Source organism: Candidatus Symbiopectobacterium sp. NZEC135, assembly GCF_025962695.1.
In genome coordinates this window covers 36,112-49,386 of the sequence record NZ_JAGFPF010000008.1, presented here as the reverse complement: position 1 = coordinate 49,386, position 13,275 = coordinate 36,112, and the positions used below count along the sequence as shown (strand labels likewise).

Sequence of the window (13,275 nt, the reverse complement as noted above, 5' to 3'; positions counted from 1 at the left end):
GCTGCGTTTTTTAGCACCGCAGAGGGCGGCGCAGTGGGGGGGGACAAGCAGGAGAAATACGCTAACAAAAAACTGAATAAATATCCAGTATTCTAATGCAACAATGTAACCAATAAAAAAAGTGTGGATGCAACATCGCGGGTACTCAGCACAGTGCTGGCATGTTATGATTTCTGGCTTAGACTTTACGTATTGACTCATCAGGAGACACAAGCATGGCCAGCAGAGGCGTTAATAAAGTGATTCTTGTCGGGAATCTGGGGCAAGACCCGGAAGTCCGTTATCTGCCGAACGGTGGTGCCGTTGCTAACCTGACTCTGGCCACGTCAGATACCTGGCGCGACAAGCAGACCGGCGAGCAGAAAGAGCGCACCGAATGGCACCGCGTTACCCTGTACGGAAAGCTGGCTGAAGTAGCTGGAGAATACCTGCGCAAAGGCTCACAGGTGTATGTTGAAGGTCAACTGCGCACGCGTAAATGGCAGGATCAGGGTGGGCAGGATCGTTACACCACGGAAGTGGTGGTAGACATTTCTGGCTCCATGCAGATGCTGGGCGGTCGCCAAGGCGGTGGTGCACCGGCAGGCGGCAACGCAGGCAACAACGCACCGCAGGGTGGCTGGGGACAACCGCAGCAGCCTCAGGGTGGTCAAGCCTTCAGCGGCGGCGCACAGCAAGCACCGCGCCAACAGAACAATGCGCCGATGCCTGGCGGCAATGAACCTCCGATGGACTTTGACGACGATATTCCGTTCTAAGTTGTTGGTTCAGCAAAACCATAACGCCCTGCTTTAGCAGGACGTTATGGTTGAAGGATTCATGTTGAAATATTCATAATGGCACGACACCAACCACCATCCGCTATTTCACCATTCCCCCGTTATACAGCTCATCGCCCCTTCCCGAATTAATCATTCCATTAGCATACTGCCGACGCTCAGAGCGTACTCTCGCACTCTGAGCGCGATCTTCCAGATATTGATCTTCTCGTTCGCGCATCACTTGCATGTTTTTTTGTGACCGATTAAAGCTGGCACAGGCTCTTTTACTCAACGTATCAATGGTTGCCTTGATATTTTCCAGGTTGGCCATTTTTGATGCATGATGTGGGTAAGAAGAGGTTTCTATTTTACCTGTCAGCTGCTTTACACGCGCGCTTACCGTATCTATATCGGTTAACACCTGCATAAGACTGTTTGCACTAGGACGCTGCCAGAGTGTCGGATTTCGCAAATTGCGATTAAACGTCGTCACCTGATTTTCAACGTATTTCACGGCCTTTCTCAATCCCAGGATATCCTTCATACGGACCGTTTTGGCGCTGGTTGTAATTTCTCTATTGGCCGCACTGGTTTGATTACTGTTTGCTGTCGAGATACTTATCATTACCGCTGATACCCTTGCGTTATTAAATTCAGCGGAAATGCTATAAGGTGATCGACGGATAATCTTCCATTTACAGTTCGCTATCAGGGCCCCGTCCGGCGTCTGAATCGATTATCGCAACGCGTGCTGTGTTTCCCGCTCTGCTACCTGTGCTTTTGCTGCTTTTTGCATTATTCGCGCAAGCGGGAGAGCCCAACATCATGTTGATAAAGGTATTCAGTAGCTAGAGCGCGGCGAGCTGGTTAGCGTACTGGTCGAGGCCACCACTGCACGATTTTAGTCGGCAATCAAGGGAGTGCGCTGAGGCACTTTACCGATTCTCGCACCACCAAATGTCCCGCCAATTCAACATGCTGCGTCACCCCCAGCGACTGTGCGGGAACCAATTGCTGGGTTAATAATTGCAGTGCGGCTCTGGCAACTGCATCAAGCGGCATGTGCACCGTGGTCAGTGATACCGGCAGCATATCCAGTGGCAAAATATTATCCATGCCCACCAACGACATATCATCTGGAACGCGAATCCCACGCTGTGCCAGCGCATCCACCACGCCCACCGCCTGATTGTCCGCCGCGCAAAAAATCGCGGTCACGCCAAGGCGGTCAGGATGTGCGGAAAGCCAGCACAGCATGGCGTCGCGCGCAGTGAGGGGATGAAAATCAGGCAAAGCAAGAATCAGCGACTCATCGACGGCAATCCCTGCCTCCAGCAAGGCATCACGGTAGCCGCGCTCCCGTTGTTTAATGGTGGAGCAAGACGACCAGGTTAAATGCAGAATTCGCCGATGTCCGTGTTCTATCAGATGGCGAACGGCACAGGCTGCGGCGGCATGGTTAGCGGGGGTAACACGGTTTAAACGCATCGCGGGATCTTCACCGTTGATCAGCACGGCAGGTATTCCACTTTTCACCACCGCCTGCAACAAGGGGATACGCTCGTCATTGACGATCACAATGCCACTCTGCCGCATACCTTGCAGCGATGCGCTCATTTGATCTTCCGTTATGGCATCATGATCCGAGGGAAATGGACGCAGTCGGATATTACGCTGTACGCACAAGGTTTTAAGGGCATTGATCAATGACAGGGAAACCAGATTGTAATCACTTTCCAGCATCAGGTTACGTGGCGCTGCCAACAGAACATGGCGCAAGGGATCCAAGGCTTCGGCCACCGGTTTCGCCAGTTTATGCAGCGGGTAGCCTTGTTCAGCGGCAATCGCCAGTATCTGCTGTTTGACTTTGGCACTGATCGGCGCAGTACCATTTAATACACGAGAAACTGTACTGATAGAGACGCCTGCACACTCCGCTATATCCTTTAATGTTGCCATTGTTCCTTCATCCCTGTGTTTGCGAGGCTCACGATAGACGGTTTTAGCAAAAAAGCACTCAACGCATCAGCCCCCTTTCCTACCGTTTATCTCTACACTGTTGAGGGTTAACGCAATAACAACCACAAGAACATTTGCACGCTGACAAGGGCCAAAGCCGCCATGTCACATTCTCTTACGCCTTTCTGTTGGCGTTTTAATTGTTATATTATAACATAACAATTAATTTCTCTCTGTATGGCACTCACGAGTGAGCTTCTATTCTCTTTCCGCCTGGGCGCGTATCAGCATCGCACTGGCACTGTTGGCGTTGTTGTGGGCGCTGGTCGCCTGGGCGGTATCGCTACCATGATCGCGCTGCACAACCTTACTTTCGGCTACACCGCAGCTTCACCGCTTGGCACGCTGAGCGGCAGCTTCAGCGCGGGTTCACTGACGGCCATCGTCGGTGAAAACGGCAGTGGCAAATCGACACTGTTAAAAACCCTTGCCGGACTGATTCCTCCCTTGGCAGGCTCGCTGGCGCACGATGGCAACACACTGCCGCGCATTGGCTATTTGCCACAGCTGTCAGAATTCGATCGCCAGTTTCCGTTGAGCGTCATGGATTTGGTGTTGATGGGCAGCCTGCCGCAGCGCGGCCTGTTCGGTGGGCTCACGAGTATCTGGCGGCGCAATGCGTATGCCGCGCTGGAGGCGGTCGCGATGATCGCGTTCGCCACCCGCCCTATCGGCCATTTGTCGGGAGGCCAGCTCCAGCGAGTCCTGTTTGCCCGCTTGCTGTTGATGGACGCACCGGTGCTGCTGCTGGATGAGCCGTTTACCGGTGTAGATGCCGAAACAACGCAGGCTCTGCTGGCCTTGATCCACCAACGTCACCAGCAAGGATGTACCGTTCTGGCGGTGCTGCACGATCGTGACATTGTCGAACGCCATTTTCCGCTGGTGCTACAACTCAGCACCGCAGGCCATCGCTGGGGGGCAACCCACGATATATTCGCCTCAGCGCGCTCCGTGTCCCACGGCGCACAGGCGCGGATCAGGGCGGTCGTATGATGACAATAAGTCTCCTTTCACCGCTGGTGGAGTTCGGGTTTATGCGGCGCGCGCTGGTCGGGTGTATCGCGCTCACACTCAGTGCCACGCCGCTGGGTTGCTTTTTGTTGCTACGCCGCATGAGTTTGATCGGCGATGCGCTGTCGCACGCGGTATTGCCAGGCGTTGCCATCGGGTATCTGCTCTCCGGCATGTCGCTGTTGGCAATGGGGACCGGTGGGTTTATTGCTGGGCTGACAGTGGCGCTGCTTTCCGGTTTTGTCAGTCGTAAGACAGCGTTAAAAGAGGACGCCAGCTTCGCCGGACTCTATCTGGGTTCGCTGGCGCTCGGCGTAACGTTAGTGTCACTGCGCGGTTCCAGCGTCGATCTGCTCCACGTGCTGTTTGGATCGATTTTGGCGGTCGATCGCGGCGCACTGATCGATATCGGCCTGATCTGTTCAGTCTCGATACTGCTGTTGGCGTGGCTCTATCGTGCGTTGGTGATCGAGTCGTTTGATGCCACCTTTATGCAGCTCGCCTCACCGCGAGGGAGAACGCTGATCCACGCGTTATTTCTCGCGCTGGTGGTGCTCAATCTGGTGGCGGGGTTTCAACTGCTGGGCACGCTGATGACGGTCGGTATGATGATGCTACCCGCGACCTGCGCCCGTTTCTGGACAACGCGCTTGCCCGTCATGCTGGCCGTTTCGGTGTTGGTGGGCATCGCATCCAGCCTTATCGGCCTGCAGTGGTCCTACTATACCTCACTGCCCGCCGGGCCTGCCATCATCCTGACCGCCACGCTGTTTTTCGCGTTCTCGGTCGCTTTCGGCGCTGAGGGCGGCATGCTTCGCCTGCGCCGCTAATATCATCCACATGTCATCAATGAGGACATCATGAAACATCCTGTTATCGCACTGGCACTTTCCAGCCTGTTATTCAGCACGTTTGCAATGGCAAAACCGTTGCAGGTTGTCGCGAGCTTTTCCGTTTTAGGCGATATGGTCAGCCACATTGGTGGCGATCGCATCGTCGTCACCGATTTGGTCAAGCCCAACGGCGATCCCCATGAATTCGAACCCTCGCCGCAAGACAGCAAAACGCTGGCGAGCGCGGATCTGGTTGTGGTTAACGGACTGGGCCTGGAGGGCTGGTTAACGCGTCTGGTATCCGCTTCCGGTTATCAAGGGAAAGTGGTCACTGCCTCGCAGGGCATCCACACGCTGTCGATGGAAGAAGAGGGAAAAACCCAGACCGATCCGCACGCCTGGAACAGCGCGGCGAATGGCGTTATCTACGCGCAGAATATCATCGATGCGTTAGCCAGCGCGGCACCGCAGGATGCTGACTATTTTCGCCAGCAGGGAAAAGCCTATATTCAGCAACTTCAGGCACTGGATGATTATGCCAAGAAAACCTTTGCCGCCATTGCGCCAGAAAAACGCAAAGTACTCACCAGCCACGATGCGTTTGGCTATTTCAGCCAGGCTTATGGCGTGACCTTTCTGGCACCGCTAGGTTATTCAACGGAAGCAGAGGCCAGCAGCAAACAGGTTGCTGCGCTTATTCGTCAGATCAAACAAGAGAAGATCGTCAGCTACTTTATCGAAAACCAGACCGATCCGCGTTTGGTGAAACAGATTGCTAACGCCAGCGGCGCGCAGCCGGGCGGTGAACTCTACCCGGAAGCGTTAACCGACAGCACCGGCCCGGCCGCCAGCTACACCGCTGCATTCAAACACAATGTGGACACCCTTGCCGCCAGCATGAAGTAAACAGGGCATCTGGCGTACGGGCTATTTCGTCCCTTGCGCCAGATATTTCTGCATCTCCGCGTCCGGCACCATGCCACCGCCCGTGGCCCACACCAGATGCGTTGCCTGTTGCATCGCCGACGCGGATAACGACAAACGCGACAGGTATTCCGCGTTGCCTGCCACGCGCCACGGCCCGGCCATTCCGGCCAACGCCGAGGGCTCCAGACAGAGCGCTTGCGTTTGCGCCAGCATCACCAGCAACCGATACATTTCGTCGTCGCTTAGGGTGTAATAACCGTCAATCAGTCGCGCCATGGCACGCCCGACAAAACCGGATGGACGCCCCACCGCCAATCCATCGGCAGCGGTCAGGTTATCGATGCCCAAATCCTGCACTGCAATGCCGTCGTGCAAGCCGGTATACACGCCCAGCAACATACAGGGCGAGTGCGTCGGCTCAGCAAAAATACAGTGCACGTGATCGCCAAACGCCAGTTTCAGACCGAACGCCACCCCACCCGGCCCCCCACCCACGCCGCACGGGAGATAGACGAACAGGGGATGCTCCGCATCTACCACCATGCCGCGTTCAGCAAACTGGGCTTTGAGTCGGTCACCGGCAACCGCATAACCCAGAAACAGCGAGCGAGAGTTCTCGTCATCAATAAAAAAGCAGTAGGGGTCGTCCTGCGCCGCTTTGCGCCCTTGTTCAACGGCAACGCCGTAATCCTGTTGATATTCCACGACATCAACGCCGTGTGCGCGCAATCTGTCCTTTTTCCATTGGCGCGCATCCGCCGACATATGTACCGAAACCTTGAAGCCCAGAATCGCCCCCATAATCCCGATCGACATACCGAGATTGCCGGTCGACCCCACGGCAATGCGGTATTGGCTAAAAAAGTGCCGCGCGTCTTCGTTCGCCAGTTGGCAATAGTCATCCGAGGCGCTAATCAACCCCGCCTGTAACGCCAAGTGTTCCGCGTGCACCAGCACTTCATAGATACCGCCGCGCGCCTTGATCGAGCCGGAAATTGGCAGGTGGCTGTCTTTTTTCAGCCACAGTTTCCCAGGCAATGCCTTGCCGTATCGAACATCCAGTGCGGTTTGCATCGCGGCGATGTCAACCATATCGGATTCAATGATGCCTTCACTCGCCGCCAACGCGGGAAAAACCTGGCGGAGATAGGGAGCAAAACGGCGTAAGCGCGCATCCGCCGCCTGCACATCCGCGAGCCCAAGCCCAACGTAGGGCAACCCTTCGGCAAGCGTGGTGCTCTCCGGGTTAAACCAGGTCACCTCACGCAGCGCAACCAAGCTGGCCATGAGCGGATCGCGCTCAATCAACGTTTTGATGTGAATATCAACCATGGTATCCCTGTCTCTCTTTCGCCTAATGCTTCGCCAACCATACGCCGAATCCCAATCGGGATCACCTGCGTTGGCAACACCTGCGTTGCCAAAAAATGTACCAATGCATGATGTCGGTACGGATATCTGTATAAAAAACCTAACACTTCAAGTAAGTTATATTAATTAAAAAATTACCCTGATTGATAATCGGCATTTATAATTATCATTCTCAGCAGCGTCGATAGCATGGCAGGATTCAGAGACGGTATTCAGTGGCTTATAGCCCCTCCCCACTGCGTTATCTTGCAACCGGTTCAACACATACAGGTTAAACATTGCGTCATGCGGCAAACTGAAACACCTTTTCTCAAGCCACGGTAGATATGGCCGATAACTTCACCAGATTGGCAAGGATGCGATATCTGAATCCACATGCCGAGTTATGTTCATCACCACTGATTGGATAATAACGATGCTATCCTCCAACAACGCCGGATTATGGTTCAGATTAATCATTTTCATGTTGCTCAGCGCGGTACTGGCGCTGTTCATTGGTCAATCCTTTATTGCACAGTCAGAGCAAAAGCGTTTGGTAAGCTACGCGCAAGAAGTATTGGCGCAAGGGGTTGCCGTCGCACAAGAGAGCCAGGACACAATGCATCGCATACTGTTACTGGGCAATGTACCCTGCTCTGATGCCGACCTGCGCGAACTACGCCTGCTGTCCTTTTACGCGCTTAATCTGCGTGACGTAGGTCGCATCGAAAACGATCGCCTGATCTGCTCTGCGGGATGGGGAAGGCTGAATCCCCCTATCGCGCTGTTGCCGCCCGATCTGACCACCCCGACGGGCACACAGCTGTGGACCGCCATGGAAAGGCTGGTCGATCCCAGGATCACCGCCGATATTGCCAGCAGCGGAGGGGTTGCGACAATCACCGCTTCGGTTGCCTTTCGCCGCTATTCACAACCTCCGCAGGGATACAGTGCCACCTTAATCAATAAAAATCTCGACCATCCCTACCAAACCTTCGGTTCCCTGACACTCCCCCGTAAAGAAGACTTAAGCAGATTAAAAAATGGCTGGCTCACCCTGGGCACACGCCATTTTTTCACCTGCTCAAACAGCTTTGATATCTGTGTGCTGGCGCAGTTTGAAGATGCGGGTGTGATATATCGCCCGTGGTATGTAATAGCGGGCATCATTCTGATGGGGGCGGCGTTGGGCGGCAGTTTCACGCTGTGTTACTCACTTTACCGTGAAAAGCGGCGCTCCCTGCCCTGCCAACTGGAACGGGCGCTGAAGAACGATCAACTGCGTGCCCACTACCAGCCACTGGTCAGCCTTACCACACGCTCGCTGATTGGCGTTGAAGCCTTGGCGCGCTGGCGCAACGGCGCAGGTGAGGAAATTTCGCCAGAAGTGTTCGTGCGCATCGCTGAAGAAAACGACATGATCGATGAGTTAACCCGTGCCATCACCCGCTGTGCGATTCGGGAGATGCGGCCCTATCTGACACAGCCATCGTCCTTTACGCTCAGCATCAACCTCGCGGTTAGCGACATCATCTCTCCCGACTACCACCGCTTTTTGCAGCGTGAGTGCGAGCGCAATGGGGTGATGCGCGAGCGGGTGATTTTAGAACTGACGGAGCGTTCTACCGCATCGCCGCAGGTGCTGGAGGTTGCGCTGCAATCGTTGCAGCAGCAAGGGCATAAAATCGCGCTGGATGACTTCGGCACCGGCTATTCAAATCTGGATTACCTGAGCCGCTTCTCATTCAATCTGGTGAAGATAGATAAGATTTTTGTGGGCGCCATTGGCACGGATTCCGTCAACGCCGCCTTCACGGATGTGCTGTTCTCACTGGTGCAAAAACTGGATGCCAGCATCGTGGTCGAAGGGGTGGAAACGCAGGAGCAGGCCGCTTATGTCGCGCGACACTGCCCGAATGCGATTGTGCAAGGGTGGTATTTTGGCCGACCGTCGAGCATCGATCAGTTTGTCGCACCTGAACAGTACCGCTGCCCACCCATTGAAGAAAACAGGCGGGCAGACGTTTAGGCATTAAGGCGTTTGCCACTGGCTTGATCGAAGACGTGAACCGTATTGGCTTTGGGCCGTAGATAAACCCGATCGCCCGCGTGCAACGCCAAGCGTGTTTTCTGGCTGACAGTAATGCGACGGCGATCGCTCAACAAGCAAAAAACATGCAGGTCACTGCCGGTATTTTCCACGGTTTCAACCGTGGCGGCGATGGTGTCTCCGCCCTCTTCTACCCATTCAAAGTGTTCAGGGCGCACGGCATAGACGATCTGTTGACCCACTGTTACCGTGACATCTTGCGGCACAGGCATCAGGGTGTGCTCATCCAGTTGCAGCACACATTTTCCCTCGTGTTCAACCGCCCAGCCAGACAATTGGTTGATCTCGGGCGAGCCAATAAATCCGGCCACAAACCGGTTGGCTGGACGATCGTACAGTTCGAGTGGCGACCCTACCTGTTCAATCACCCCATCGCGCAACACGACTATCATTTCGCCCATGGTCATGGCTTCAATCTGATCGTGGGTGACGTAGACCGACGTGGTGTGTAAACGCTGGTGCAACTCACGAATTTCGGCCCGGACCTGAGTACGCAGCTTGGCATCCAGATTGGAGAGTGGTTCATCGAACAAAAACACCTGAGGGTTGCGCACAATCGCGCGTCCCATCGCCACACGCTGGCGTTGACCGCCAGACAGTTCCTTCGGCAGACGATCGAGCAATTTTTCCAGCCCAAGCAGAACGGCAACGTCATCCACTTTCTGGTGAATCTCTTTTTTCGGCATCTTCGCCAATTTGAGCGCAAAGCCCATGTTTTCCCGCACCGTCATCTGCGGATAGAGCGCGTAGCTTTGGAACACCATAGCGATATCGCGCAATTTGGGCTCCTGCTCGGTCACATCCAGGCCGTTGATGTGAACCTCACCCGAGCTCACCTCCTCCAGCCCTGCTATCAAGCGCAACAAGGTGGATTTACCACAACCGCTGGGGCCGACCAGCACACAGAACGTCCCGTCAGGGATCTCAAGTGACACATCGCGAATAATTTTCGTGCTATCAAAAGATTTGCTGACGTTTTTAAGAATGACAGAACCCATAATAATCCTCAGTCTACTTCACAGGGCGCGCATGACTGCCGCCAGAGACAACCGGCGGCGTACTGCCTGCACGCCGCAACCCAACGGGAAATCACCCTTTTACCGCACCGGACATCAGCCCGCGGTTGAAATATTTTTGCAGTCCCAGATAGACAATGGCACTCGGCAACATGGCCAGCAGGGTGATGGCGATAAATACGTTAGGTGAACTGTTTTCATCGGAGCTGAGTACACGCAACATCACCTGAATGGTGTACATGCTCTCCTGGTTCACCACGATCAACGGCAGCAGGTACTGATCCCAAATCATGATGAAGCCAAAAATCACCACCGTCCCCAGTGCGGGACGCACCAACGGCAGAATCACATTCCAGAAAATTTGCCATTCGGATGCCCCGTCAACGCGCGCTGCATCTTCCAGATCTTTGGGAATGGCAGACATAAATTCACTCAACACGAAAATCGAGAATGCCCAACCAACGATCGGCAAGATCATGCCCATGTAGCTGTTGGCAATCGACGCATCCAGCAGCGGTAACTTCCAGTTGATAATCACGTACAACGGAATGGCGATCACTTCTTCCGGCAGCATCATCGTAGACAGGATAATCAGCCCGACAACGGATGCGCCGCGAAACTTTTTACGTGACAGCGCATAGGCCGCCAGCGCGCTCACCCCGACTTGTAAGATCAAGCCAAACGCGACCACCACCAGCGAGTTGAACAAAAATTTCCATACCCCAACCTCAAACCAGGCGCGGCGGAAGTTCTCCAGGGTAAAATGTGAGGGCCACAGCACCAGCTCTCCCGGTTTCACCGTGACACCACTGAACGCGGTCATGACGATACCGATAAACGGCCCCACGAAAACAATCAGTACCGCCGCATAAATAATGCCGCAGCCGATACGATCCCACAGTTTCATTTTCATCTGCTAATACCTCTGGTGCCTTTCAAATTAATACTTCACGTAGCGTTTCTTGACGGCAAAATGAACCAGCGTCAGCAACACGGTAAAGATGAACAGCACAAACGACACCGCCGAGGCATAGCCGTAATCAAACTGAACGAATCCGGCCTTATAAATTTGCGTCATGACCACTTCTGTCGAGCCAGACGGTCCGCCACCGGTAGAGGCGTAGATTTCGGCGAACACGCGAAAACCGCGAATAAAGGACAGCATAATGATCACCGACATGGCAGGAATCAGACCCGGCAACGTCACATAGCGCAGACGATTCCAGCGACTGGCACCGTCAACGTTGGCTGCGTCATACAGTTCGCGGTTGATGGTGGCGAGCCCGGCAATAAAGATCACCATGTTGTACGGGACGGCTTTCCAGATTTGCAGCAGCATCACCATCGGCATCGCCTGATTCGGATCGGTGAGAAAGCCCTGCGCATCAATGCTAAACCATGACAACATGTGGTTAATCACGCCGTTGGGCGTCGGGTTGAACATGATTTTCCACATTTCCGCCACGATAGCCGCACTGGTAATTGCGGGCAGAAAAATCGCGGTACGGATAAAACGCAAATGCCGTGCTGGCCCTTCGAGAGCAATGGCGATAAAGAACGCAATAAACGCGGACGCCAGCGCGGTCACCACCACGTTAAGCAGTGTGTTAAGCGTGGCATCGTGGAGATCACCATCGCTTAATATGCGTGAAAAGTTCGTCAGACCAACCCAGTCATCGGGCTGACCAAAGTTGATCTGATAAAAACTCATCACCATGCCCTGCACCATTGGGATGAACTTAAACCAGGTAAAAACGATCAATGCCGGTGCCAAGAACAGCCAGGGCGTTAACCAGCGTTTGGTACGTGGGGAAAGGATACTCATATTCACCGCCTGAATGCATCGCCATCGCGGCCGCCAACAGCAGGTGGACGCGATGGGATGGAATTGCTTATTTCGCTAATACTTTTTGTTTGCCCAGTTCAATATTCACTTTCTGATTAAGCTGTTTCAGCTCAGCCGAAATATCGGATTGGCAATTAGAGAGGATTTTGTTGAAACCATCAGCGGTGACCTGACGGATCGGCGTCCAGTTAGGCACAGCTGGCACATAGTGTCCATCGGAAGCGTACTGCTCGGCAAATACGCCCCAGCGCGGATCCTGATAGATGGCATTAGCATCCACCGTTTTATTCACGGGTAACCGGACGATAGGTTCATTCGGTGTGCCCACCGCAGTACCAATTTTCTGCCCTTCCGGCGAGATAAAGAAGTCGATGAATTTCAGCGCCTGCGCTTTTTGCTTGCTGTTTTTCACCAGGAAGATAGCCTCACCTTCCGCCAGGCTGGCACTGCTGACCGGGCCGCGCGGCGGTTTAACCACCTCAAATTTGTCCGGCCCCGGTTCGTCAGAAAACACCGGCATGCTGTACGGACCAGAAAGCACCATCCCCACTTGCCCTGAACGGAACGCATTGGAGATATCGGAGGTCACCGCATTGATAGCACCGGGTTGAACCACTTTGTCACACACCATGCCACGCATAAAGGTCACGGCATCGACCACGCCTTTATCATCCAGAGAGGCTTTAAACGTCTCCCCTTCACGATGGACGAATTCGCCCCCCGCCTGCCAGATAAAGGAAGAGAGAATCCAACTGGTATAGCCACGTGTGGCAGAACCCGGCATACCAAAACCGTAAGTGTCGTTTTTGCCGTTGCCATCGGGATCTTTTTCAGTAAAGGCTTGGGCCAGTGCTTTTAGATCCTCCCAGGTTTTTGGCTGCGGCAGCCCGAGTTTTTCGCGCCAATCTTTGCGAATATAAAGCGCAGAAGCCTGCACGGAGGTTGGGATACCGTAATATTTACCATCACTGTACTTCAGACTGTTTAGCGCAACAGGCTGCAGGTCTTTACCGTTGCTCAGTTGTGCTGGATCGATAGCATCAACCACGCTCAGTTGGATCAGTTGCCCCATGTAAGCCGCATCATTGATGATCAGATCCGGGAGGGTATTGCCCACCGCAGCACGAGCCAGACGCTGTTCGAAATCGGTACTGGCACTGAAATAGGTCACTTTGATGCCCGTATTCTTTTCGAACGTTGCGGCTTCCTGCTCATAGATGACACGGGCATTATTGTTGGCCCGAATCCAGACATTCAGCGTTTCGTCCGCGTGCGCCGCCAGCGAACTTCCTGCCAGCAGTGCCGTCGCAACGACCTTGGCGACTCTTTTCATTATGGTTGTTCCTCGTTTTCGGATGGCCCTGGTGTCAGACGCATAAAGAGTGATTCTTTATGGCGA

General features: G+C 54.1%; 12 protein-coding genes. 5 read left to right on the top strand and 7 right to left on the bottom strand.

The genetic code is table 11. The features are described 5' to 3' along the window. Positions 1–215 precede the first annotated feature (215 nt). Positions 216–758, top strand: coding sequence for a single-stranded DNA-binding protein (locus J5224_RS06810; protein WP_264624643.1), 543 nt, complete (start codon positions 216–218; stop codon positions 756–758). Positions 759–861: 103 nt separating this feature from the next. Here J5224_RS06810 and J5224_RS06805 read toward each other — a convergent pair whose 3' ends face one another. Next, the gene (locus J5224_RS06805) at positions 862–1,386 is read right to left on the bottom strand and encodes a hypothetical protein (RefSeq protein ID WP_264624642.1); all 525 of its coding nucleotides are present in this window, start codon (positions 1,384–1,386) and stop codon (positions 862–864) included. Between the two features lie 287 nt (positions 1,387–1,673). After that, positions 1,674–2,720 carry a LacI family DNA-binding transcriptional regulator gene (locus J5224_RS06800; protein WP_264624641.1) on the bottom strand — a complete coding sequence of 349 codons (1,047 nt, stop codon included), beginning with the start codon at positions 2,718–2,720 and terminating at the stop codon, positions 1,674–1,676. A gap of 348 nt (positions 2,721–3,068) precedes the next feature. On the opposite strand from J5224_RS06800, the gene J5224_RS06795 reads away from it, so the two are divergent. From J5224_RS06795 to J5224_RS06785, 3 genes are read left to right on the top strand one after another with little or no spacing between them, the layout of a single operon-like run. Continuing rightward, positions 3,069–3,776 (top strand): metal ABC transporter ATP-binding protein, encoded by a 708-nt coding sequence (locus tag J5224_RS06795; RefSeq protein WP_264624724.1) that lies wholly within the window; start codon positions 3,069–3,071, stop codon positions 3,774–3,776. Continuing rightward, positions 3,773–4,624, top strand: a complete 852-nt coding sequence (locus J5224_RS06790) for a metal ABC transporter permease (protein ID WP_264624640.1) — start codon at positions 3,773–3,775, stop codon at positions 4,622–4,624. Before J5224_RS06795 ends, J5224_RS06790 begins: the two co-directional genes overlap by 4 nt. A 30-nt stretch (positions 4,625–4,654) precedes the next feature. Next, entirely contained in the window at positions 4,655–5,533 is an 879-nt protein-coding gene (locus J5224_RS06785) for a metal ABC transporter substrate-binding protein (protein ID WP_264624639.1), read from the top strand. Between the two features lie 21 nt (positions 5,534–5,554). Here the strand turns inward: J5224_RS06785 and J5224_RS06780 are convergent, their stop codons facing one another. Next, positions 5,555–6,886, bottom strand: coding sequence for a D-serine ammonia-lyase (locus J5224_RS06780; RefSeq protein WP_264624638.1), 1,332 nt, complete (start codon positions 6,884–6,886; stop codon positions 5,555–5,557). A gap of 454 nt (positions 6,887–7,340) precedes the next feature. On the opposite strand from J5224_RS06780, the gene J5224_RS06775 reads away from it, so the two are divergent. After that, positions 7,341–8,933: an EAL domain-containing protein gene (locus J5224_RS06775; protein WP_264624637.1), complete on the top strand. Its 1,593-nt coding sequence runs from the start codon at positions 7,341–7,343 to the stop codon at positions 8,931–8,933. On the opposite strand, the gene J5224_RS06770 is transcribed toward J5224_RS06775, so the two are convergent. The 4 genes from J5224_RS06770 to J5224_RS06755 all read right to left on the bottom strand — a co-directional run bounded on the left by J5224_RS06770 (position 8,930) and on the right by J5224_RS06755 (position 13,209). Beyond that, positions 8,930–10,012: an ABC transporter ATP-binding protein gene (locus tag J5224_RS06770; RefSeq protein ID WP_264624636.1), complete on the bottom strand. Its 1,083-nt coding sequence runs from the start codon at positions 10,010–10,012 to the stop codon at positions 8,930–8,932. The two genes, J5224_RS06775 and J5224_RS06770, sit on opposite strands and share 4 nt — an antisense overlap. 91 nt (positions 10,013–10,103) lie before the next feature. Then, the gene (locus tag J5224_RS06765) at positions 10,104–10,943 is read right to left on the bottom strand and encodes a carbohydrate ABC transporter permease (RefSeq protein WP_264624635.1); all 840 of its coding nucleotides are present in this window, start codon (positions 10,941–10,943) and stop codon (positions 10,104–10,106) included. Between the two features lie 27 nt (positions 10,944–10,970). Beyond that, a complete protein-coding gene (locus J5224_RS06760) occupies positions 10,971–11,855 on the bottom strand; it encodes a carbohydrate ABC transporter permease (RefSeq protein ID WP_264624634.1) in 885 nt (294 codons plus the stop codon). A 67-nt stretch (positions 11,856–11,922) separates the two neighbouring features. Then, positions 11,923–13,209 (bottom strand): ABC transporter substrate-binding protein, encoded by a 1,287-nt coding sequence (locus J5224_RS06755; RefSeq protein WP_264624633.1) that lies wholly within the window; start codon positions 13,207–13,209, stop codon positions 11,923–11,925. Positions 13,210–13,275: the final 66 nt, after the last annotated feature.